Below are 22,155 nucleotides of genomic sequence, written 5' to 3'. Positions count from 1 at the left end.
AAGAGAGACTGGCAACGCTTACGCCGCGTCGTCGCCGGGCCGTTCCTCGGTGCCCGCACCGGTCGCGGGCGGGTACATCTGGTGGCAGGCGCTGCAGACGCTGTAGATCGTGCCGCCGACTTCGAAGACCTTGTCGGTGTTACGCTCGACCGCAGCCTGTTCGGCCAGCTTGGAGACTTCGATCAGCGAGTCCGAGAACTGGATCCAGTCCTGCCCGCGTCCTTCGGAAAAGCCGGGGGTCTTGAGCTGCTCGCCGAGCTGGCCGAGCTTGACCGCTGCTTCCTGGACGCGCTTCCAATCCGCGTCGGTCTTGGGGAAGATATCGTGGTCGCCGGTCTCGTCGCTGATGAACTGGACCGCGTTCCAGTAAATTTCGGCAGTCGGTTGGACTTCCTTGGCCATCAATTGCTGCGCTGTCATCTCGGGCGCTTGGGCGGCCTGATTGCAGCCTCCGAGCAGCAGCGTTGCGACAACTCCCGCGATTACGGCCTTGTTCATCCCCATTCCTTTCTACTTCTGGCCGGGCTTCCTATACCATGCCAAGGCGGGCGTCACGCTTGACTGTGTAATGGCAAATTGACAATGTCCGAAAGTTCGCTGCGTAAATGCGCGGTAAAGCTTGCGCCACGTAGCACTTGATTGACTTTGGTCCCGTTGTTGCGGAACGGGCCGCCAAACCAACGGGAAAGGTTCACCATGTATCGATTCGCGTTACCGGCCGGCAAGATGGGACGCCTGGGCCTGGTCGCATTGGCCGTCGTCGCCATTCCGGCGGCGAGTGCTTTCGCTTCCGCCGAGGATCCGACTGCCAAGCTCTCGGCCGAACAGGTCGAGAAGGGCCGCCAGATGTTCTCCGACAACGGCTGCAACTCCTGCCACACCCTGGCGGATGCCAAGGCTGCCGGTTCGGTCGGCCCGTCGTTCGACGGCAATGCCAATATCGACAAAGCCCACGTGATCGACATCGTCACGAACGGCCAGGGCGCCATGCCGAGCTTCAGCTGGCTTGATCCGGCCGATATCGACCTGCTGGCGTCCTACATCGTCCAGGCGAAGAAGTAAGTTTTTCGGGTCGCAATCGAATGGAAAAGGGGGCGCTTCACCGCCCCCTTTTTTGTCTCTTCGCAGCTTAAGGCATCAGCCTAATTCCCCGCGCGTGCCTGCTGTGCCGTGCGGCTATTGGGGCCAACCTGAGCGAAGTAGTTCGTCACGCCATCCGGATCGTTGAGCCACACCGTCACGAGGTCGAAGCCCGCCAGCTTGTTGAGCGGCGTCTCGACGGCGATCCCGCCGCGATGCTTGGCCTTGGCGTCGACCATCGGCGAATCCCGCACCACGTATTGGATCCCCGCGCTGCCATTGTCCTGCGTCAGGTTGTCGCCCGAGTGGTACAGGTAGAGCGTCGTTTCCTTGTGGCGATAGGGGTACTTGGTCACGCCCAGTAGCGTGTCCTGCACCGCGGGAAGTTCATCCAGCCCGACGAACTCGCGATAGAACGCGCGGCTCTGCTCCAGGTTCGACACGTTGATGCCAACGCCGACGCCGTCGTTGGAGCCGTCTTTGGCGCCCGGCTTGATCACGATCTGGATCGGGAAGCCGCCCGGATCAGTCACGAGCGCGGCTTGGGTGCCATTGCCCTGGTCGTGAAACTCGGGCGCCGGGAAGCCCGCTGCGGCGAAGCGATCGAGCACGGCCTGCTTGTCGGGATAGGTCAGCGCGAAAAAGCGAATGCCTGTGCCCGCGGTAGGGCCGCCTTCGAGGTTGTACTTGCGATTGCCCAGTTGGCCGGCCGAGAGCTTGATCTGCCCCGAACCGACGCCGGTGAGGAGCATCTGCTGGGTCGAGGTCAGCTGGATCGGGCTCAACGAACGCAGAGCCAGCGCCTCGGTGTAGAACTTGACCATCTCGGCCGTCTTCTCGCGCGGGTAGCGGCGGAACACGTTCATCGAATCCTGCGAGAACAGCTCGCGCGTGGGACTCGCGAGTTGCTCCGGCGTGAGTTCGCCGGGCTTGTAGGCGAGGTCGGTGGCCGCACTCATCTGCGCGCCTTCGGGCGTGGTGATGGTCTGCGCCGCGGCGGGCAGGGCAGCGGCGAGGATGGCCGTGCCGAGCAGGGTGGTGATCATGCGTCCCATTCAAACTCTCCCAAGCTTATTCTGACAGCGCGAAGGCGATCACGGATTCGTTGTTGAGCGGCTTGCCGTCAGGCCCACGCGGCGCAGGACCGCCAAGGCCCGAGCCGGCCGCGATCACCGCAACATACTGCTTTCCGTCCTTGCCGCGATAGGTGATCGGTACCGTCATCGGCGCGTACTGGAGTTGTTGCTCCCACATGATGCTGCCGTTGCGGGCGTCGAAGGCGCGGAAATAGCGGTCGCCGGTGGCGCCGATGAACACCAGGCCGCCAGCGGTGACGATTGGCCCGCCGAAGGTGTTGTTGCTGCCGGTGTCGCGCTTCTTCTCGGGCAGTTCCTCGGTCACGCCGAGGCGCGAGGACCAGGCGATTTCGCCGGTGTTGGCGTTGACCGCCACCAGCTTGCCCCAGGGCGGACGGATGCAGGGCAGGCTCGGGCCGATCGGCTTCTTGTCGGCATCGTAGCCTGACAGCGGCGCTGAGAACGAGGAGTAGGCGCCCGGGCCGACGAGGCTGCCACGGTCGTAGATCTGGGTCGAGTCCGCGGTGCCGCGGCCATAGTCGCCCTTGGGATCGCGCTTCTCGATCCAGCCGATGCTGCCGCTTTCGCTGACGTTGACGAACACCAGGCCCTTGGTCGGGTCGGAGGCGCTGCCGCCCCAGTTGGAACCACCGTTGTGCGGCAAGTTGATCGAGGCCTTGGGCGCATCGCCCGGGTTGTGGATGAAGAAGGGCGTGAACGACCCCTGGTTGAAAAACGTCCCGCCATAGGAATCGAGCAGCGCGCGGCAAGCGGCTGCGTGTTCGGGCGAAGTGTCGTTGGCGGTGACGATGTCTTCCGGCGTCCACACCCCGCGGTTGAGCTGTTCGGGCTTCACCGGGAAGGGCTGGGTCGGGCTGTACCATTCGCCGGGCACGTCGGCGGAGGCGACAGGGCGTTCCTCGACGCCGTGGATCGGCTCGCCGGTCTCGCGATTGAGGATGTACATCAGGCCGGGCTTACCGGTCAGGGCAAGGGCGGGGATGCGCTTGCCGTCCTTGGTCACGTCGACCATCACCGGCGGGGCGGGCAGGTCCCAGTCCCACAAGTCGTGGTGGATGGTCTGGAAGTGCCACTTGTACTTGCCGGTCTGCGCATCGACCGCGACCAGCGAGTTGCCGAACAGGTTGTTGCCCGGCCGGTCGCCACCGTAATAGTTGGGCGAGGGGCCGCCGATGGTCATGTAGATCGTGTCGGTGTCGGGATCGGCAGTGGTGTACCAGATCCACATGTTGGTGCCGGAGCGTTCCTTCCAGCCATCGTCGAGCCAGCTGTCATGGCCGACTTCGCCCGGCTGGGGCACGGTATTGAATTCCCACAGCTTCTTGCCGGTGCGCGCGTCGTAGGCGCGGCTGTTGCCGCTCGGGCCGCGGGGCATTTCGGCGGTGCTGGCGCCGATCACCATGACGTTCTTGTAGATCGTCGGCGGGTAACCGTAAGGCGTGCCCTCGATGGTGATCGAGCCTTCGGTGCCGAAGCTGCCGTCGACCGCTCCGGTGGCGGCATCGAGCGCGGTGATCTTGGTCCCGTCGTTGTAGAAGATGCGCGGCTTGAGTGTGCCGTCGCCGGGCCACCAGGTGACTCCGCGGCGGACCAGCCCGCTGACCTTATGACGCCAGACTTCCTTGCCGGTATGCGCCTCAAGCGCCACCACGCCGTTGCCGATGGTGAGGTACATCACCCCGTCGATGACGATCGGCACCGCACCGCCCAACAGCCCCGCGCCGCCCTCGGGCCGCATGCGGAAAGACCAGGCCTGGTCGAGCTGGTCGACATTGGCGGTGTTGATCTGGTCGAGCGGCGAATAGCGCGTGCCGCCGAGATCGCGCGCGTAACGCGGCCAGTCGGCCGGGTCGACTTTGACCGCATCCGATTGGGCGTGGGCAGCGGACACCATGAGGGTCGCGCCCAGCAACAGGGCCATCGTCTTGCGCATCGAATGTCGTCTCCCAAGCCTCTTGTTATCGGAGAGACCTACCCAATCCTCTCCGCTGAGGCAATTAGTTCAGTTCTGAACAGTTGAAGAGCTAACTATTTCCCTTCCGCTGCCGCGCGCGCCTTGGCCTGGGTCAGCACAAAGGCGCGGATCGCCTCGGCCTGTTCCGGCTTGAGCCAGGGCTTGAAGCTGATCATGCCGTTGTCGGCCAAGGCTCCGTCCATCACCACGGTCCGCCAGGCATCGGCGCTCGTGGCGATCTGCGAGCGCATGAGGTCAGGGTTAACCGGGCCGTTGTGACAGATCGTGCAGAAGCCAAAGTACTGCGCCTCGCCCTCGGCCAGCTGCGCCGGGGTGAAAGTCTCGTTGCTTGTCACGAACGGCGCGAGTTCGACTGGCGGGAGCTTGGCGAGCTTGCCCTTGCCGCCGATCTTGAACGCCAGCAGCATGCCATTGGGCGGCGGGCGGCGCATCCATTCGCTCGCGGTCGCCATGCCCATCGAGCCACCGTAACCGGCTAGCACGGCGACATACTGCTCGCCCCCGGCGCGGAAGCTGACTGGGCCGGCCATGATCCCGCGCTGGGAATCGAACGACCAAAGCTCTTTGCCAGTTGCGGCGTCCCGAGCGCGGAAGATGCCATGAGGATCGCCCTGGAACAGCAGGTTGCCCGCGGTCGCCAGCGTGCCACCGTTCCACGGCCATGGCTGTTCGATGGTCCAGCGGGCCTTCTGCGCCACCGGGTCCCAGGCCACCAGCATGCCCTTGTTCGTCGCCGCCAGCGCCGCGCGCCGTTCGAGCGCCGTTGCGCCAGGTACTGAACCTTCCGGCGGGGCAAGGAAACTGACGCCGGTGTTCCAGCGCCCGATATGGCGAGTGTAGTTCACGTCGTCCCCGTAGGAGAGCGGCACGTGCATCGCCGGGATGTAGACCAGGCCGGTTTTGGGCGAATAGCTCATCGGCATCCAAGCGTGCGCGCCGATGCCGCTGGGGTAAGTCAGGTGCGGCGCGTCGGCAAAGCGCGCCTCGGGCCGCTCGACCGGACGGCCGGTCACGAGGTCGATCCGCTCGGCCCAGTTCTGCGGGGCGTAGGGTTCGGCGCTGATCAGCTTCCCGTTGGTACGGTCGATGACGTAGAAGAACCCGTTCTTCGGCGCCTGCATCGCGACCTTGCGCACCTTGCCGTCGATGGTCAGGTCGGCGAGGGTGATCTGCTGGGTCGCGGTGAAGTCCCAGGTCTCGGCCGGGTTCACCTGGTAATGCCACTTGTAGGCCCCGGTATCGGGATCGAGCGCCAGGATCGAGCTGAGGAACAGGTTGTCCCCCTTGCCATCGCTGCGGGCGCGGTAGTTCCACGGGCTGCCGTTGCCGACGCCGATAATCAGCTGGTTGAATTCGGGATCGTAGACGATCGAATCCCACACGGTTCCGCCGCCGCCCATCTCCCACCACTTGCCGGCCCAGGTCTTGCCGGCGAACTTGGCGAACGCGGCATCCGAAGCGGCGCCATCGGGGCCGTCAGCCGGGTTGCCGGGAACGGTGTAGAAGCGCCAGACCAGTTTGCCGGTCTTGGCGTCGTAAGCGGAGATGTAGCCGCGCACGCCGAGTTCCGCGCCGCTGTTGCCGATCAGGACCTTGCCGCGCACCACGCGCGGCGCGCCGGTGATGGTGTAGGGCTTGCTCTGGTCGACGGTGACGACGTCCCACAGCTCCCGGCCGGTCTTGGCGTCGAGCGCGATCAGACGGCCGTCGATCGTGCCGACGAAGACTTTGCCTTCCCACACCGCGACGCCGCGGTTGACCACGTCGCAACAGGCGTGCGCGCCCTTGGCGCCAATCGGCTGCGGATCGTACTGCCACAGCACTGCGCCGGTAGCGGCATCGACGGCCATGACCTTCGACCAGGCGGTGGTGATGTACATCACGCCGTCGACCACGACGGGCGTCGCTTCCTGTCCGCGGTTGGTGTCGAGCTCGACCGCCCAGGCCAGGCTCAGGTCCTTGACGTTGCCGTCGTTGATGTCCTCGAGCGGGCTATAGCGCTGTTCGGAATAAGTGCGGCCGTGGCTCAGCCAGTCGTCGCCGTTGTCCTCGGCCGCGAGCAGGCGGGCTTCGGTCACGTTGCCGGCCTCGGGCTCGGATTTGCTGCAGGCGCCGACCAGCAACGCGGCGGTGGCGGCCAGCACCAGTGGTGCCAGTCGGTTCAAGATTCGCTCTCCCATCAAATGGATGGTGGCATGCTTGGGGGCGTGTAGGAAAGCGAAGATTACAGTCCGCGCGGACCCTCAGGGTTGTGCGGCGGCCGGTGGCGGAGCGATTGCCGGTTGCCGGGCGGCATCGCGGTCGAGCCTGGCCACGAGTTCCTCGAGCGGACGCTGCGGCACCCGGATCGAGCCATCGCGTGGACGGTCGATATCCATGATCAGCACCAGCATGATCACGAACAGGATCAGCAGGATGGTCGAGGCCTGGCGCTTGGTGCCCTTGGTGTCGCGCAGGAGATAGCCAAGCATGCCGGCGGTCACGAGCAAGGAGAGGATCATGACGTCGAGGATGCGCGACGGCACATGCGCGCGACCCGCTGCTTCGCGTCGGACGCCGACATTGAGCGCGTCGTTGATGGCTTCGACCAGAGAGGAGGCCTGGTCGGTCTGGCGGAAGGGGAGCACCGCGGTGCGAGTCTCATCCCACAGGCGTTGCCTGAGCGCCTGGTCCTTGCGGAGCTCCGCCTCGACAAGATCGTCTTTCACACCCTCCGGCGCGACGCGGGTATGCGCGTATTCGCGCAAGGTCGCCTGCAGCGTCGCGCGATCGGGCTCATCAAGCAGGCTGGCGCGCTGGTAGGCGGTGTCGATTGCGGTGGCTTCTTCGGCAACCATGGTGCGCCGCGTGTCGAAGCGGTCGAGCGCGATCGAAAAAGTGAAGCCCACGGTAAACGCCAACAGGCCGAGGATCGCGCCGACGATGTGCGATACGGCGTCGTTATCCTCGTCCTTTGCCGTCTTGCCTGCCGTCACTCGCCGGTAGAGCATGGATCCAGCTTCGCGCGCCAAGATGCAGGCAAGAACCAGGATCAGCCCGGCGAGCCAGAGTGGGGCCCGAAACAGCAGGATATCGATCATGAACGCCCCCGTCGTGACGAGGGGGAAAGCTATCGGTCGAAGGGGAGGGCGGAGGAAATCGGGGTAAACCCGCAAAGGGGGAGTGAGCAGCAAATCCTCCCCAGAATGGGGAGGGGGACCAACCGAAGGTTGGTGGAGGGGCACCCTCGGCCTGTCCTGACCTCTCGATGAAGCGTTCAACCGCGCGTGCCCCTCCACCATGCTGCGCATGGTCCCCCTCCCCATGCTGGGGAGGATCTTAGAGGGGTCGCTGATCCTTCCCGATCGGGATCAGGATATCCGCCCGCTCCGGCATTTCCGCCAAGGTCGAGCGCGTCAGGCGTTCGTAGTGCATCAGGAAGCGGTCGAGCGCGGCCTCGTCCATGATCGCCTTGCCGCCAGGGTTGCTCGCGGCGAGCTTCTGCTCTTGCAGCAAGCGATTGGCGCGCACTGCCTCGAACCCTTCGACCTTGAGCATCACGAGCGAGTCGATCCGGCCGAACAGTTCGGCATAGTCGGTGGCGAGGCGCCGGTTGACCTCGCGCCGCCAGGTGCCGTCGACGTCGTCTTCGGTCTCGAGCCGGTTGACTGGCTCCCGCATGGCCGCAGCCGCTTGCGGCACCGCGCCGACGCACCAGCCTTCGAACAGGATCACGTCGACCGGAGGCTCGACCAAAATTCCGGTGGGCACCCGGTCGTCGATGGCCTTGTCGAACACTGGAAGCGTGACCGAGCGGCCAGCGGCGATACCATCGAGGATCGCTTCGCCGAGCATGACATCGTGGGTCCCCGGAACGCCGCGCGTGGCGAACAGCGGATGTTCGTCGCGGGCCAGCGCCTGACGTTCGGCGTGGGTCAGGTAGAGATCGTCGAGCGCCAGGGTAACGGCGCGCAAGCCGCGCCCGGCCAGCAGCGCTTCGAGGAACCGGCACAGCGTGGTCTTGCCCGAACCCTGCGCGCCGTTGATGCCCACCAGCAGCGGCCGCTTCGCCTCGCCGGCGATGCGTTCCGCCAAAGGGCGCCAATGGTGCTCCACCACCTCGCGGTAATCGGCTGGCAGGCCTTCCGCCGCGATCAACGAGGCGATCGCCTCGCTCATGCGATCCGGTCGGGCAGGGGCTCGCCTTTCGCGAAGGCCTCGACATTGGCCAGGGCCTTCATCCCCATGGCGATGCGCGTCTCGGCATTGGCGCTGCCGAGATGCGGTAACAGCACGACGTTCTCGAGGCCCAGGAGCGCTGCCGGGACATCCGGCTCGTGCGGATAGACGTCGAGCCCGGCCCCGGCGATTCGATGGTTGTCGAGCGCATCGGCGAGAGCGTTGTGGTCGATGATCCCGCCGCGCGCGGTGTTGATGAGGTAGCTATCTGGCTTCATCGCCGCGAGTGCGGTGGCATCGATCAGATTGGCCGTTTCGGCCCCACCCGGCACGTGGAGCGAGACGAAGTCCGAAGCGCCGAGCAGGGCGTGGAGGTCCGGGAAGAACTCCGCCTCCAGTTCCTGCGCGATGTCCGGCTCGCACTCGCGCCGGCCGTAGTAGGCGATGCGCATGCCGAAGCCGTGCTTGGCCCGCCGCGCGGTGGCCACGGCGATGCGGCCCATGCCGACGAGGCCGAGGACTTTGCCCTTGAGCGCGCTGCCGATGAGGTGGGTGGGCCGCCAGCCACTCCAGCGCCCATCGCGCAATTCGCGCTCGCCTTCGCCCGCGCGCCTTGCCGCCATCAGCAGAAGGGTCAGGGCGATGTCGGCCGTGGCGTCGGTCAGGACACCCGGCGTGTTGGTGACGGCGATGCCCTTGGCCTTGGCCGCCGCGAGGTCGATGTGATCGAAGCCGACGCCGTAGTTGGCGATCAGCCTGACGCGGCAGCCGTTGTCGAACACGGCGGCGTCCACCTTGTCGGAGACGGTCGGGCAGAGCACGTCGAACTCGTTCATTGCCCGCGCCAGATCAGCCTGGCTGAGCGGCCGGTCCGAGGTGTTGAGTACGACCTCGAACCGATCCTGCAGCGCGCGTTCGACTTGCTCCGGCCAGCGCCGGGTAACCAGGACCCGCATCAGGCTTTGGCCATGCCTTCAGTGATGCGCTGGGTCTCGGCACTGGTCGATGCCGGGCCGGTGTTGCGCTTGTGGATGCCGCCCTGGCCTTGCGGCATGAACAGCGGCGGATCCTGCGGACGCTGCTCGAGGCCGAACAGCGGGAACAGGCCCGGATGGCGGCCGAGACCGTCGTAGAGGTCGAGGCAACGCTCGATCCACGGGCGCAGCGGATCGTCCTCCGCCAGGACCGGGCTGTTCTGGCACACCGAGGCGGTGAACAGGATCGAGCCCAGGATGCGGTAGTCGGCGTAGTTCGGGCTGTCGCCCCCAAGCCAGTCGCCTTCGCGCAGCGCGATACGCAGCGGTTCGAGCGCGGCGGAGATCGCGGGCAGGCGGTCTTCGTAGCCTTCCTGCATGGCCTCGAGCGTCTTGCCGAGCATCTTCTCGCGCGAGTGGGTGATGTACTCGTGGTCTTCAGGATTGGAGAGGTCGCGGTAGCTCACGCAGTTGCAGCGCATCCACGGGCCTGTGGCGACTTGCCAGAACCAGGCGTCGAGCGCGCGGGTGACGATGGCGACGCTCGGATGCGGAATCAGTAGCGGGCGGTCAGGATAGGTCGCGTCGAGGTATTCAACGATGCCCCAGCTATCGAGCACCCACTTGCCATCATCGACGATCGCGGGAAGCCGCTCGGTCACGCCGCCAGTGCGCTCGGGAATCTTGGTGAAACCGCCCGGGACCACGTCGAGATCGAAGCCCTTGTGCTTGAGCGCGTACTTGGTCGCCCACACGAACGGACTGATCGTCGCGCCGGTCGAAATGGCGAGATCGTAGAAAGTGATGGTATTGTTTTGAGCCATTGGGGGGACCCTCTCGGTATGTTGTTTGACGCCCTGCTATGGGGTGCGCGGGAAAAAGGGAAGGGGCCTAAATCCTCCTCGAGCTTGCTCGGGGAGGGGGACCGTCCACGAAGTGGATGGTGGAGGGGTGCTGCGTTCTTCCGCTTACCCCTCCGTCACGCGTCTGCGACGCGCGCCACCTCCCCGAGACAAGCTCGGGGAGGATCTAGCCTTCGGCCAGCTTCGCCTCTTCGAGCTTCACCAGGCGCCAGAGCGTTTCCATGACGGGGGCCTCGACACCCGCCGCTTTCGCCGCCTCGACGATGGCGCCGTTGATCGCGTCGACCTCGGTGCGGCGGCCCGCTTTCACGTCCTGCAGCATCGACGCCTCGTGGTCGGCGTGGTCGGTCATGGAGACTTCGGTGAGGTCATGGATCGGCTTGGCGGGAACCGGAATGCCGCTGGCATTGGCCACGAGGACGCCTTCATCCACCGCCTGCGTGATCATCGCACGGCTTTCAGGGTGGGCGCCGAGAAAGCCCGGAGTGCGGCGGGTGAGCGCGCAGAGCGGGTTCATGGTCGCGTTGAAGATTGCCTTGGACCAGATCGCGACGTGGATCTCGGGCTCCAGCACGGCGGCAAGCCCACCCTTGGTGAGCAAGTCGGCCACGTGCCCAGCGAACCGGACGTCGCCTCCAAACGCGGGATAGAGCTTCGATCCGCCTTCGCCGTGGCTGCGCACCTTGCCCGGGCCGACCAGGTCGGAGGGGAGCGAACTCGCCCCGACCATGACTCGCTCGGGCGAGGCATGGGCCGCGAGCCGCTTGTCGTTGCCGAGGCCGTTCTGCAGGCTGAGCAGCGCAGTCTCCGGCCCGATTGCGGCGGCGATACCGGACAGGGCCCCGTCGGTATGGAAGGTCTTGGTGAAGACCACCACGAGGTCCACCGGCCCCTCGACCTGCTCCGGCAGCCGCGCTGGTATAGGCAGCAGTTCAAGGCCGGCGCGTGTATCCAGCTCCAGCCCGCGAGCGTTGATGGCGTCGATATGCGCACGGTTCACGTCGACCAGCGTGACTTCGCAGCCAGCACGGTGGAACGCTGCGCCGTAGAGGCAGCCCATGGCTCCGGCACCCAGGATCAGGACCTTCATTGCGCGGCATCCTCCAGCAGTAGCGGGCCGAGCAGCATCGCCAGCTTGACGTCGATGCCGTGGCCCTTGGCGCGGTGTTCCGCAATGACTTCGCCAATCCGGGCGAGGGGCACGCGGTGGACCACGATCTCCTCGTGCTCGGTGCCGCCGCCTTCGTGGACTTGTGAAAGGCCAGTCGCCTTGAGCAGGGTGAAGCTCTCCTGCACCATGCCTGGCGAGGAGTAGAATTCCCCGACCGTCTCCCACTGCGCGGCCTGGTAGCCGGTCTCTTCCTCCAACTCGCGGCGGGCACTGGTGAGATCGTCCTCGCCTTCGTCTTCGTCACCGATCAGGCCGGCTGGAAGCTCCAGGCAGAACTTGCCGATCGCGACGCGGTATTGCTCGACCAGGATCACGTCGCCGGCATCGACCGCGAGGATCACCGCGGCGCGAATGCCACGCGAACGCGTGGCGTACTCCCAGCGTCCGCGGCGTTTGGCTTGTATCCACTTGCCAGCCCATTCGAGCTGTTCAGGTGCATCGGCGTCAGGGGGAAGGGGGCGTTCAGTCACGCCACCCGACTACAGTTCGATCAGGCGATCTGGCAACTCGTTGATGTCGTCATCGGCCCGCGGGAAGTGTTCGGCGAGGATCACCCCGACCTTGCCAATCGCGGCTATCATGCCATCGGCACAGCGGCCGTCCTTGATGTGCTCGAGCATCGCCGCCATGGCATCGCCCCAGGTCTCTGCTGGGACTTTGCTGGCGATGGCTTCGTCGGCGATGATGTCGGCCCGGTGCTCGCGCATCGAGAGATAGATCAGGATACCGGTGCGGCCATGAGTGCGCCGCTCGGCACCGACCTTGAACAGGCCGACTGCGCGGGCAAGGGCACGGCGGGTCTTCACCACGCCTGGGATCAAGGCGAACCGCAGGGGCAGCCACTGCAGGAGCAACCAGGTCGCGACGAACTTGATCATCGCCCCGGTGGCCGCGAGACCGAGAATCTCGCTACGGGTCCATTCGTGGTTCCAACCGCCGCTGACTTGCTCGATCAGCCCGAGGTAGAAGTCCGGGAACAGAGCATAGGCCGTGAGCGCCGTGAACGCGACGAGCGCCGACCAGGCGAGCACGATGTCGCTGTAACCGTCGGAACTGTCGGCCACGACGGTGACGATCTCGCCGGCCGTGTGGGCCTCCGCCGCGGCGACCGCCTCGCTGACGCGAGTTTGGTCTTCAGCCGAAATCCAAAGCCCCATCTACCAGCCCCCGCTCGCGCCGCCGCCGTTGAAGCCGCCGCCACCGCCGCCGAAGCCACCGAAGCCGCCTCCGCCACCGCCGCCGCCTCCGCCGCCCCAGCCGCCGCCGGAGCCCCGACCGCTGTTCATGGCGGCATTGATCGCCGTCCACATCAGCACGTTGCCCACGGCGCTAGCGGCGTCCCCGCCGCGGCCGTGATATCGGCGCCCTCGCGTCCGGCGACCGAACACGATTGCAAAGAACACGAGCATCGCGATCCAGAAGAACACACCGGCAATCGCCGGTGCGGCGACTTTTGCCACTCTAGCTTGGCGGGCCTTTTCAGCCTCTTCGATGGCTTTGGCCTGGGCCGGATCCATGTCGAGCTGCTGAACGATGGCGTCGACGCCGGCCACGATACCGCCCGACAAGTCGCCCGCCTTGAAGCGTGGTGTGACCACGTCGCGGATGATGCGACCGGACATGATGTCCGTCATCCGCTCCTGCAATCCGCGTGCGGTGTGAATGCGCATCCGGCGTTCGTTTGGAGCGACCAGGAACAGGAGCCCGTTCTCGCTTTCCTGGCCGCCGATGCCCCAGCTCTCCGCGAGCGCCTGGGCGAACGGTTCGATTTCCTGGCCTTCGAGCGACGGGACGGTCGCGACGATGACCGCACGGCCAGTCGTCTCGTTGTAGGCGCGCAGTCGAGCGTCGAGTGCCGCCTTGTCCGCTGGCGAGATGATGTTGGCGCCGTCGTAGACGGGCCCCTCAGGCCGGGGCGGTAGCTCTGGTTGTGCCGCTGCCGGCGCGCCCGCGAGGGCGGCCAGCAGGGCCAACCAGATCAGCAGCAAGCGTGTCATCGAGATGACCTAGTTCGCCGCCGCCGCGGGCTGTTCTGCCGCCGGAGCGTTGTCGTTCGCAGGCGCTGCGGCCGGTGCGCCGACGTTGTCGAGGTTTACGGTCGGAGCGGTCTGAGCGGATTCGCTAGCCTGGAACGGCACCATCGGCTTCGAACCATGGATCACCCTTGCGCCGATGATCGACGGGAAGGTGCGGATCTCGGTGTTATAGGCCTGCACTGCCTCGTTGTAGCGAGTGCGGGCCGTGTCGATCCGGTTCTCGCTGCCTTCGAGCGCGGTCATCAGGTCGGCGAAGCGCGCCTGGCTCTGCAGTTGCGGATAGGCCTCAACCACGGTGCGCAACTGGCCGAGCGCCTGGGTCAGCTGGTTCTGCGCTTCCTGGAATTTCTGGAATTCCGCGGGGTTCGAGAGATCGTCGGTGGTGATGTTGATCGAGGTCGCGCGAGCGCGGGCATCGGTCACCTCGGTGAGGATCTGCGATTCCGAAGCAGCGGCCCCACGCACCGAAGCGACGAGGTTGGGCACCAGGTCGGCGCGGCGCTGATATGCGCTCTGCACGTCTGCCCACTTGGCCTTGGCGTTTTCTTCTGCGGCGGGCACCGAGTTGATGCCGCAAGCGGACAGCGAAAGCGCCGCCAGCGCGATAACGGCAGTGCGGATCGAGGCAATCATGGACATGAGACAGGTATCCTTCCTCAAGGCGCGCGGTCGTAGTCGCGCTGTATTACATAGATAGCACACGCGAGACTGCGTTCAAGATGCCCGGTTGCAGACGATCGAACAGAGTGATTTAACCCGCCCAGAAGCTTTGACGGAGGTGGGGTCTATGTTGCAGGAATTCAAGGAATTCATCGCTCGGGGCAATGTGCTCGACCTGGCCGTTGCGGTGATCATTGGCGGGGCCTTCGGAACGATCGTCACCTCGCTGACCGGCGACCTGATCATGCCCGTTATCGGAGCGATCTTCGGCGGCGCGGACTTCTCGAACCACTTCGTCCTGCTAAGCGTGCCCGCCGGCTACACCGGCTCGCTGACCGACTATGCCGCGCTCAAGGAAGCGGGGGCGGCGATGATCGGCTACGGCGCCTTCATCACGGCCGTGATCAATTTCGTGATCCTGGCGTTCGTGATCTTCCTGCTGGTCCGCACCGCGAACAAGCTGATCGCGAAGAAGGCGGATGCGCCCGCCGGCCCGAACGAGGTCGATCTGCTCACCGAGATCCGCGACGAACTGAAGAAGCGCAGCTGATGCACTCGCTCACTTCACATTAAGCCAGCGATCTCTATATGGGTCCTCGCCGGTTTCGGCCGGCTATGGCGATAAACTGCAGTGTGCAATAGGCACAGCGGACCCGGGGGCAGTACCCGGCGGCTCCACCAAAATCCTCGGGAAACCGGGGGCTCTGACGGGGCCGAACCAGGATCGACGTGTGTTGAAAAGCACTGTTTTTGCCCGGGCTGAGTAACCCGCATAAGGCTCAAAACACACAAGTGCCAACGATAACGAAGCACTTGCTCTCGCTGCGTAACCTGACGGCCTAACGGCCTGATCTTACAAAGCTAGAGCACGGTTCGGACCGAACCGGGTAACAGAATCGGAAACCGGGGGCCCGGGGGTGCCTAGCAACAGAAACCCCCACCCACCTCTTTGACGGAAACGGGCCGAGGGTGCCCCGAGCGCTACGGTCCTCACCCCCCGAACCCAATTGGGCGGTGCCTAGCAACAGAAACCCCCACCCCACCAATTCACGTCAAAGATTATGCGATGCGTCGCGGGCGGATTGACGCTGCCCCACTGTTGCCATCATGTTGGGCAAATCAGAACTGTCGCACCGAGGCCGCCAGAGCCGGGGCGAGGCAATTTTACGGGATCGCTAATGCAATTGAGCCGCCGCCTTTTCATGGGTGCTGCCATTGCCGCGACCGCTGGGGTCTCAACGGGTCGAGCCTTTGCCGAACCTACGAGTACGCCGATTGAGCCTGCCGTCGCTTTCGCTGAGCCACGCCAAGCCTACCGGCCACCCCTTCTGGAAGAGGCCCTGGCTGCGCTTGATACTCACTCGGGGTACATCCTCGACCGGAGCCGCATCGGCCTGGTCGATTTCTCCGCGCCTTCGAGCCAGCCGCGCTTCCACCTGGTCGACGTGGCCAGCGGGCAGATCATGCTCAGCTGGCTGGTCGCCCACGGCAACGGGTCCGACCCGACCGCCACGGGGATGCTGCAGTACTTCTCGAACGAGCCCGGCTCCAACGCCAGTTCGCGCGGGGCCTATGTCACGTCGACGACCTACTACGGCAAGCACGGTCGCTCGCAGCGGCTGATCGGGCTCGATGCCAGCAACAACATGGCGTGGGACCGCGCGATTGTGATGCACGGTGCGCCATACGTTGATCCTTCGATGATCTACTCTCGTGGCCGCATCGGCCGCAGCCAAGGCTGCTTTGCTGTGGAGCAGCGGGAGATCGCTACGGTGATGGAACAGCTTGGGGCGGGCCGCTTGCTCTACGCGGGACGGCCCGGCGAATTGGGCCTCGCCTAGGCTTCCGACTTTTCCTTCGCTGCCCGCTCGAAACGCAGGCAGTCGAGGATCTTGGCTCCGGCGATAAACACCGCGCCCGTCGTGGCGAGGAACAGCAGCTTGCCGCCGACGCCGGGGAATTGGTCAAGGTAGTGTGCGCCGCGCGTGGTCGCTCCGAGCGCCAGGGCGTAGATGATTAGGAAGGCTTCAAAGCGCGTCTTGATCGTGAACAATCTGGAGACCTTGCGCAGCATTGCTCGACATTCCATCGTTAACCCCACGGAGAGGAATGATCGTCCCAGCGGCTGAGTTCCAGCACAAAGCATGGTTAACGGAGTCAGCGATGTCAGTTGTCCCGAGGGGGAACAGTTCAGGCGAGCTCCGCCAGGCCGAGCGCGTCGAGCAAAGCACCGCGCGCCTTCCGCACTGAAATCGCCAGATTCTCTCGGCCCAGATCAGCCGGATCGACCTGTTCCGGCCAGTGCGTTTCGATGATTTTCGCCAAGATTTCGGCCTTGGGCCCGTCGAGAAGAAATCTCGTGTCGATAGTCGCAGGATCGGCCACGACCCGCAGCCGAAGGCAGGCTGGCCCCCCACCATTGGCCATCGACTGGCGCACATCGACCGGGATGATTCGGCGAATTGGCCCGTTGCTGGCGATCATCGCGTCGAGCCACGCGCGGACTTCCGGGCTCTCCCAGGCCTCGCCGGGAATGACTAGCGCCTGTTCACCTGCTGGGAGCGTCACGAGCTGGGCGTTGAACAGGTAGGAGCGCACGGCCTCGGCCAAGCTGACTGCGCTGGTCGGCACTTCCACCACTTCGACCTCGGGAAAGCGCTGGCGGATCGCGGCATAGGCTGAGGCCGGGTCCGCGAAGGCCTGCTCATGGCAGAACAGCACCCGCTCGTTGGCAACGGCCACGACGTCGTTGTGAAAGGCACCCGCGGCGATCGCTTCCGGCGACTGCTCGATGAACAGCACCCGCTCTGGATCGAGACCGTGCCGTCGAGCGATAACGCGGCTGGCCTGTTCATGCTGGCGCGCCGGGAAGGGGCCACCTGCTCGACCATAGACGAACACTTCCAGCCCGGCAGCACCGTGGGCCGAACTCAGGCGCATGTGGTTGGCGGCACCTTCGTCGCCGAAACACGGCGGGACGGGGCCGTGAACAGCAAAGTGTCGCTCGTTCGCAAAAGCCAGTTGGAGCTGGCGCAAGGTGTCGGGCCATTCGTGCGAACGGTGCGGCATGGTCACGAGGTTGGCGACGCTCAGGTGACAGCGGCCATCGGCGGTGTCGGGCGCGGGCGAGACCGTGGCGGCATTGGCAGTCCACATCGATGACGCCGACCAGCCCGTCGCCAGCAACGCTCGGCCAGCGACCGCATCAACGGCGATCGCTTCAAGCCAGTCCGCGTTGGGTCGGGGCACGGGGACAAAGAACCCCTGCGCCAAGCCGAGCGCCATATTGCCGCGCATCTTCTCCAACCCCTGGAGCGCCGCAGCGCGCGGGTAGGAGACATCGCCAGCGTGCGCCGTCGCGGCGAGATTGCCCAGGCTGAGCCCGGCGTAGTTGTGGCTGGGGCCGACGATCCCGTCGAAGTTGATCTCGACCAGGCTCAACGCTGCACCGCCCAAACCGTATCGCCCGGCTGGACGTCGAGCATGTCGGCAGAGGCGGAATCGATCGACAGCCCGCCATCGACCGCCTCGCAGGCTCCGTAGCAGGAGTGGAAGGCCGACAGCCTGCCGCTCGCGAGCAGCACCTTCTCGCCCTTGCGGCAGTCAGTGCTCACGACGGTGGAAGGCTTGGCGTCGCGGATCGAGCGGACGTTGTCGGTCCGCGCGGTCATCGTCGGTCCGCCGTCGAAGATGTCGACATAGCCCTCGCAAGAGAACCCCTCTTCCTCAAGCATCCGCATGGCCGCCCGTCCCGAAGGGTGCGGCACCCCGATCGCGCCGCGGGCGCTATCGCTCAGCATAGCGACATAGACCGGATGCTTGGGCATCAGGTCGGCAATGAACTGGTTGCCGTTGATGGCGTTGAAATAGTCGGCTTCCTGGAAGTTCATCCCGAAGAACCGGCCCGCCACGCCGTCCCAGAACGGCGATCCGCCGCGCTCGTCGATGATGCCGCGAAGTTCGGCCAGGATGCGGTCGGCAAAGCGCGCGCGGTGCATGCCGATGAACAGGTAGCGGCTGCGCGCCAGCAGCAGCCCGAGGCCACCAGCGCGCTCGTTGGGATGGAGGAACAGCCCACCGACTTCGCTCGACCCCTCAAGATCGGTAACGAGGCTGAGCATTTCCGCGCGCACCGTCCGCTGCAGTTCTTCGGAGTGCTGGGTCAGCGTGTTCAGGCGGTAGGAGTAGAACGGCCACTGCTGTCCGACCTGGGTCATCATCTGGCAAGTGCCGCGTACCTCTCCGGATTCGGGCTTTTCCAGCACCAGCACGAACTGCTCGTCGGCCAAAGTGTCGTCATCGCGGGCATAGGCAGCTTCTGCCCGTTCAAGCTTGCGCGCCAGGGCCTTGCGATCAGCAGGGAGGTTGGTGAACCCGCCGCCGGTGAGCTTGGCCATTTCGTACAGCGGCTCGAGGTCGTCGGGCCGCGCGGCGCGCAGGCGAAAGGTCAAGCGAGGTCTCCTGTGGCCAGCCGATGGAGCACCACCGCAGATAGCGCGGCACGTTCAGCAAGGGAGGATGCAATGAGATACTCGTCCGGCGAATGTATGGCCCCACCGCGCACGCCCATCGTGTCGACGACAGGCACTCCGCAAGCGGCGATGTTGTTGCCATCGCACACCCCGCCGCTCGGCTGCCATCCGAAGTCCTGGCCAAGATCCGCGCCAGTGCGCTGCACGAGATCGAACAAACGCTGGGCTTGGGAATCGACGGGCTTGGGGGGACGGGTAATCCCGCCATGGATGTGGGCATTAACCTCATGCCCCGCCTCAATGTGCTGCAACAACACGGTGAAATCACGTTCAAAATTGACCGCGGCTTCGCTCGTCTTGGGGCGGATGTTGAAGCGAAGGATTGCGAGATCCGGAACCACGTTGTTGGCTGAGCCACCATCGATCCGGGCGGGATTGATGGCCAGGTCGGCGTGCTCCATCGTCTTCAGCGCTACCGCCAGCGCCCCGGCAGCGACGATGGCGTTGCGTCCCTCTTGCGGGTTGCGTCCTGCATGGGCCGCGCGGCCGGTAATGGTGACGCTGTAGTTGCCGCTGCCGCCTCGAGCATGGGCGAGCGTCCCGTCGGGGCGGGCAGAGGGCTCGTAGGTTAGAGCGGCGGCCTTTGCCCGCGCCAGCTCGGCAATCAATGCAGCGGAAGACAGCGAACCGGTCTCCTCGTCCGAATTGATCATCACGTCATAGCCAGTAGCGGCGGCCGCGGACGATCCTTCGAATGCCTGCAGGGCTGCGAGCATCACCGCGATGCCGCCTTTCATGTCCGCAGCGCCAGGAGCGTTATAGATCTCGCTGTCGAGCCAACGGCCCTCCTGGAAGGGATGGCCGGGCGGGTAGACAGTGTCCATGTGGCCGGTCAGCAGAAAGCGCCGCTCCGCCGTAGGGCGCACGCTGAGCACCAGGTGCCGCCCATTGGCTTGCTCGATTTCGCGGCCACCCGCATCGATCGAGGTCACTGGTGCGGGGTCGCGCAGTTCGACTTTTCCAGGGAGAGCGGCGAACGCTTGGGCGAGTTCGTCCGCCTGCTGCTGAAGGCCGGCGAGGTTGCCGGTGCCGCTGTTGATCGCGCTCCAGCGCTCGGTGCGCTCGAGCATCGCCGACTGTTCAATCGGCTCGACCAGCTTCCTCTCGTCTTGGGTTAGCCGTTGCATTTGAAACGACGCTTAGCTGGTAGGCGTTTGCTGTCAAACGGCGCCTCGCTATTGCCGCGGGGCATGCCTAGGGTCAGGCCTCATATCCAGCGCCTTCGAGGTTTGAATCAAAATGGCTCAGTGCAAGGAAGGAAGGCGTAGGAATATGTCGATATTTCAAGTCTTCCTGACGCAGCAATGGGCCATTTTGATCAAATCCCGAAGGGACGGCAGAATGGCTTCCATCTCGAACGGAAAGGGCCTTGGAAAGGCATCCAGCCTTCCCGGCGGCCCTTTCCGCCCGATATGTTCGCCATTCTGCCGCCTCGAAGGCGCAGGATATGAGGCCTGACCCTAGACATGTGCCCAGGAAGGAGCCTGACTTGAGCGAAAGAGTGGATCGGAGTGGGTTGCGTGTCGATGCGGCCCTGGCGCAGTTTATCGAGAGCGAGGTGCTGCAGCCACTTGGGCGCGATGCCGCGGCATTCTGGGCTGGATTCGCCGAGCTGCTCCGCCGCTTCGGTCCGCGCAACGTGGCACTGCTCGACAAGCGCGATGAGCTCCAGGCCAAGATCGATCGCTGGCATGCGGAGCGGCGGGGCCAGCCGCATGATGCCGACGCCTATCGCGGTTTCCTTGAAGAGATCGGCTACCTCGTGGCCGAGCCCGAGCCGTTCACCGTGGGCACGACCAACGTGGATGCCGAGATAGCGGCTATGGCCGGGCCGCAGTTGGTCGTCCCTGCGCTCAACGCACGCTTCGTCCTCAACGCCGCCAATGCGCGGTGGGGCAGCCTCTATGACGCCTACTACGGCACCGACGCCTTGCCGCAGGCGCCTGCCGCTCAGGTTTCTGGCTACGATCCGAAGCGCGGCGAAGCGGTGATCGCGGCCGCACGGGCCTTCCTCGACCTCGCCGTGCCGCTGGAGAATACGAGCTGGTCGGAGATCGCGGGGCCGGAGAGCCTGCCGCTGTGCCAGCCGAGTCAGTATCTCGGCAGCACCGAGAAGGGCCTCGTGTTCTGCAACCACGGCCTGCACATCGAAGTCGTGTTCGACCGCGAGAATGCGATCGGTCGCACGGACCCGGCGGGCATTGCCGACATCAGGCTGGAAGCCGCGCTGACGACGATCGTCGACCTCGAGGATTCGATTGCCGCGGTCGATGGGGAGGACAAGCTCGCAGCCTATCGCAATTGGCTCGGCGTGATCCGTGGCGACCTGGAAGCGAGCTTCGACAAGGGTGGAAAGACGATGACGCGCTCGCTGGAGGGCGACCTCGTTGTCACCGCTGTCGATGGCAGCACGCTAGATCTGTCGGGTCGGAGCCTGCTGTTCGTGCGCAACGTCGGCCACCTGATGACCAACCCTGCAGTGTTGCAGGTGGGCGGCGCCGAGGTGCCGGAAGGTATTCTGGACGCGGTCGTCACGTCGGCCATCGGCGCACTCGATGTCGAAGGGCACAGCCGCTGGCGCAACAGCCGGTGCGGAAGCATCTACATCGTGAAGCCCAAGATGCACGGGCCCGAGGAAGCGGCTTTCACCAACGACTTGTTCGATGCCGTCGAGGACCTGCTCGGCCTGAAGCGTCACACGATCAAGGTCGGCGTGATGGACGAAGAGCGCCGTACCAGTGCCAATCTCGCGGCGTGTATCGCGGCGGTGAAGGACCGGATCGTGTTCATCAACACCGGCTTCCTCGACCGCACGGGTGACGAGATTCACACTTCGATGCGTGCCGGCCCGATGGTCCGCAAGGGCGCCATGAAGCAATCGGTCTGGCTCGACGCCTACGAGAAACGCAATGTCGCGATCGGGCTCGCCTGCGGGCTTTCGGGCAAGGCGCAGATCGGCAAGGGCATGTGGGCAGCGCCCGACAGGATGCATGCGATGCTCGATGAGAAAGTCGGGCACCTCCGGGCGGGGGCCAACACCGCTTGGGTCCCGTCACCCACGGCGGCTGTGCTTCACGCCTTGCACTACCATGCGACCGACGTGTTCGAGGTGCAGCACCGGCTGGCCCCGGCACCGGGCCTCGACGCGCTGCTGACCTTGCCGCTGGCCGAGGGCGTGAACTGGAGCGAGGCCGAGATCGCCGAAGAGCTCGACAACAACTGCCAGGGCCTGCTCGGCTACGTGGTGCGCTGGATCGACCAGGGCATCGGCTGCTCGAAAGTACCCGACATCAACGACGTCGGCCTGATGGAAGACCGCGCGACACTGCGCATCTCCAGCCAGCATCTGGCCAACTGGCTGCTGCATGGCGTCGCCAGCCAGCCGCAAGTCATGGACGCCTTGAAGCGTATGGCAGTGCGGGTCGATGCACAGAACGCCGGCGATCCGGCCTATCGCCCGATGGAGGGCAACTGGAACAGCCACCCGGCGTTCCTCGCGGCAGTCGACCTGGTGTTCAAGGGCCTGGACCAGCCTAACGGCTATACCGAGCCCTTGCTCCATGCCTGGCGCCGCAAGGTAAAGGCAAGCTAACGCCCCGGGCCCCCGGC

At 65.2% G+C, this 22,155-nt stretch carries 21 protein-coding genes and 1 other RNA gene; 5 read left to right on the top strand and 17 right to left on the bottom strand.

The genetic code is table 11. The features are described 5' to 3' along the window. Positions 1-18: 18 nt before the first annotated feature. Entirely contained in the window at positions 19-498 is a 480-nt protein-coding gene (locus ASD76_RS08040) for a hypothetical protein (protein ID WP_156457587.1), read from the bottom strand. 198 nt (positions 499-696) lie between these two features. Here ASD76_RS08040 and ASD76_RS08035 point away from each other — a divergent pair, with 198 nt between their 5' ends. Continuing rightward, entirely contained in the window at positions 697-1,062 is a 366-nt protein-coding gene (locus ASD76_RS08035; RefSeq protein ID WP_055920909.1) for a c-type cytochrome, read from the top strand. 80 nt (positions 1,063-1,142) lie between these two features. On the opposite strand, the gene ASD76_RS08030 is transcribed toward ASD76_RS08035, so the two are convergent. From ASD76_RS08030 to ASD76_RS07975, 12 genes are all read right to left on the bottom strand, one after another. Beyond that, entirely contained in the window at positions 1,143-2,135 is a 993-nt protein-coding gene (locus ASD76_RS08030) for a VOC family protein (RefSeq protein WP_156457586.1), read from the bottom strand. A 16-nt stretch (positions 2,136-2,151) separates the two neighbouring features. After that, positions 2,152-4,110, bottom strand: a complete 1,959-nt coding sequence (locus ASD76_RS08025) for a PQQ-binding-like beta-propeller repeat protein (RefSeq protein WP_055920904.1) — start codon at positions 4,108-4,110, stop codon at positions 2,152-2,154. Between the two features lie 95 nt (positions 4,111-4,205). Continuing rightward, positions 4,206-6,317: a PQQ-dependent dehydrogenase, methanol/ethanol family gene (locus tag ASD76_RS08020; RefSeq protein ID WP_235506571.1), complete on the bottom strand. Its 2,112-nt coding sequence runs from the start codon at positions 6,315-6,317 to the stop codon at positions 4,206-4,208. 78 nt (positions 6,318-6,395) lie between these two features. Next, on the bottom strand, positions 6,396-7,232 hold the full coding sequence (locus tag ASD76_RS08015) for a DUF4239 domain-containing protein (protein ID WP_055920899.1): 837 nt from the start codon (positions 7,230-7,232) through the stop codon (positions 6,396-6,398). A 238-nt stretch (positions 7,233-7,470) separates the two neighbouring features. Continuing rightward, positions 7,471-8,310: a hypothetical protein gene (locus ASD76_RS08010; protein ID WP_055920896.1), complete on the bottom strand. Its 840-nt coding sequence runs from the start codon at positions 8,308-8,310 to the stop codon at positions 7,471-7,473. Beyond that, positions 8,307-9,266: a 2-hydroxyacid dehydrogenase gene (locus ASD76_RS08005; RefSeq protein ID WP_055920893.1), complete on the bottom strand. Its 960-nt coding sequence runs from the start codon at positions 9,264-9,266 to the stop codon at positions 8,307-8,309. Before ASD76_RS08005 ends, ASD76_RS08010 begins: the two co-directional genes overlap by 4 nt. Next, positions 9,266-10,108 (bottom strand): beta-etherase, encoded by an 843-nt coding sequence (locus tag ASD76_RS08000; RefSeq protein WP_055920889.1) that lies wholly within the window; start codon positions 10,106-10,108, stop codon positions 9,266-9,268. The genes ASD76_RS08005 and ASD76_RS08000 overlap by 1 nt, the downstream gene beginning before the upstream one ends. A gap of 205 nt (positions 10,109-10,313) precedes the next feature. After that, positions 10,314-11,237: a ketopantoate reductase family protein gene (locus tag ASD76_RS07995; RefSeq protein ID WP_055920886.1), complete on the bottom strand. Its 924-nt coding sequence runs from the start codon at positions 11,235-11,237 to the stop codon at positions 10,314-10,316. Continuing rightward, positions 11,234-11,788 carry an NUDIX hydrolase gene (locus tag ASD76_RS07990; protein ID WP_055920883.1) on the bottom strand — a complete coding sequence of 185 codons (555 nt, stop codon included), beginning with the start codon at positions 11,786-11,788 and terminating at the stop codon, positions 11,234-11,236. The genes ASD76_RS07995 and ASD76_RS07990 overlap by 4 nt, the downstream gene beginning before the upstream one ends. Before the next feature lie 9 nt (positions 11,789-11,797). Then, on the bottom strand, positions 11,798-12,475 hold the full coding sequence (locus ASD76_RS07985; protein WP_055920880.1) for a TPM domain-containing protein: 678 nt from the start codon (positions 12,473-12,475) through the stop codon (positions 11,798-11,800). Next, entirely contained in the window at positions 12,476-13,315 is an 840-nt protein-coding gene (locus ASD76_RS07980) for a TPM domain-containing protein (protein WP_156457585.1), read from the bottom strand. 9 nt (positions 13,316-13,324) lie between these two features. Then, the gene (locus ASD76_RS07975; RefSeq protein WP_055920874.1) at positions 13,325-13,993 is read right to left on the bottom strand and encodes a LemA family protein; all 669 of its coding nucleotides are present in this window, start codon (positions 13,991-13,993) and stop codon (positions 13,325-13,327) included. A gap of 148 nt (positions 13,994-14,141) precedes the next feature. On the opposite strand from ASD76_RS07975, the gene mscL reads away from it, so the two are divergent. The 3 genes from mscL (at position 14,142) to ASD76_RS07965 (ending at position 15,855) form a co-directional block, all read left to right on the top strand. Then, complete coding sequence (gene mscL, locus ASD76_RS07970; protein ID WP_055920871.1) at positions 14,142-14,564, top strand: large conductance mechanosensitive channel protein MscL; 423 nt, start codon at positions 14,142-14,144, stop codon at positions 14,562-14,564. Between the two features lie 9 nt (positions 14,565-14,573). Beyond that, positions 14,574-14,919, top strand: a transfer-messenger RNA (tmRNA) gene (gene ssrA, locus ASD76_RS17895). A 273-nt stretch (positions 14,920-15,192) separates the two neighbouring features. Beyond that, the gene (locus tag ASD76_RS07965; RefSeq protein WP_055920868.1) at positions 15,193-15,855 is read left to right on the top strand and encodes a murein L,D-transpeptidase catalytic domain family protein; all 663 of its coding nucleotides are present in this window, start codon (positions 15,193-15,195) and stop codon (positions 15,853-15,855) included. Here the strand turns inward: ASD76_RS07965 and ASD76_RS07960 are convergent. The 4 genes from ASD76_RS07960 to ASD76_RS07945 form a co-directional block, all read right to left on the bottom strand. Next, positions 15,852-16,088 (bottom strand): hypothetical protein, encoded by a 237-nt coding sequence (locus ASD76_RS07960; protein WP_055920865.1) that lies wholly within the window; start codon positions 16,086-16,088, stop codon positions 15,852-15,854. The two genes, ASD76_RS07965 and ASD76_RS07960, sit on opposite strands and share 4 nt — an antisense overlap. A gap of 116 nt (positions 16,089-16,204) precedes the next feature. Further along, on the bottom strand, positions 16,205-17,455 hold the full coding sequence (locus ASD76_RS07955; protein ID WP_055920862.1) for an N-succinylarginine dihydrolase: 1,251 nt from the start codon (positions 17,453-17,455) through the stop codon (positions 16,205-16,207). Beyond that, complete coding sequence (locus ASD76_RS07950) at positions 17,452-18,465, bottom strand: arginine N-succinyltransferase (protein WP_055920859.1); 1,014 nt, start codon at positions 18,463-18,465, stop codon at positions 17,452-17,454. Before ASD76_RS07950 ends, ASD76_RS07955 begins: the two co-directional genes overlap by 4 nt. Continuing rightward, positions 18,462-19,673, bottom strand: coding sequence for a hydrolase (locus ASD76_RS07945; protein WP_055920856.1), 1,212 nt, complete (start codon positions 19,671-19,673; stop codon positions 18,462-18,464). Before ASD76_RS07945 ends, ASD76_RS07950 begins: the two co-directional genes overlap by 4 nt. A gap of 362 nt (positions 19,674-20,035) precedes the next feature. Between ASD76_RS07945 and ASD76_RS07940 the strand changes: the two genes are divergently transcribed. Then, complete coding sequence (locus ASD76_RS07940; RefSeq protein ID WP_055920853.1) at positions 20,036-22,138, top strand: malate synthase G; 2,103 nt, start codon at positions 20,036-20,038, stop codon at positions 22,136-22,138. Positions 22,139-22,155 lie beyond the last annotated feature (17 nt).

Source organism: Altererythrobacter sp. Root672 (assembly GCF_001427865.1).
In the GTDB taxonomy this organism is placed as follows: Bacteria; Pseudomonadota; Alphaproteobacteria; order Sphingomonadales; family Sphingomonadaceae; genus Croceibacterium_A.
The sequence above is the reverse complement of the archived record's forward strand: the minus strand, read 5'-3'. Positions and strand labels throughout refer to the sequence as shown.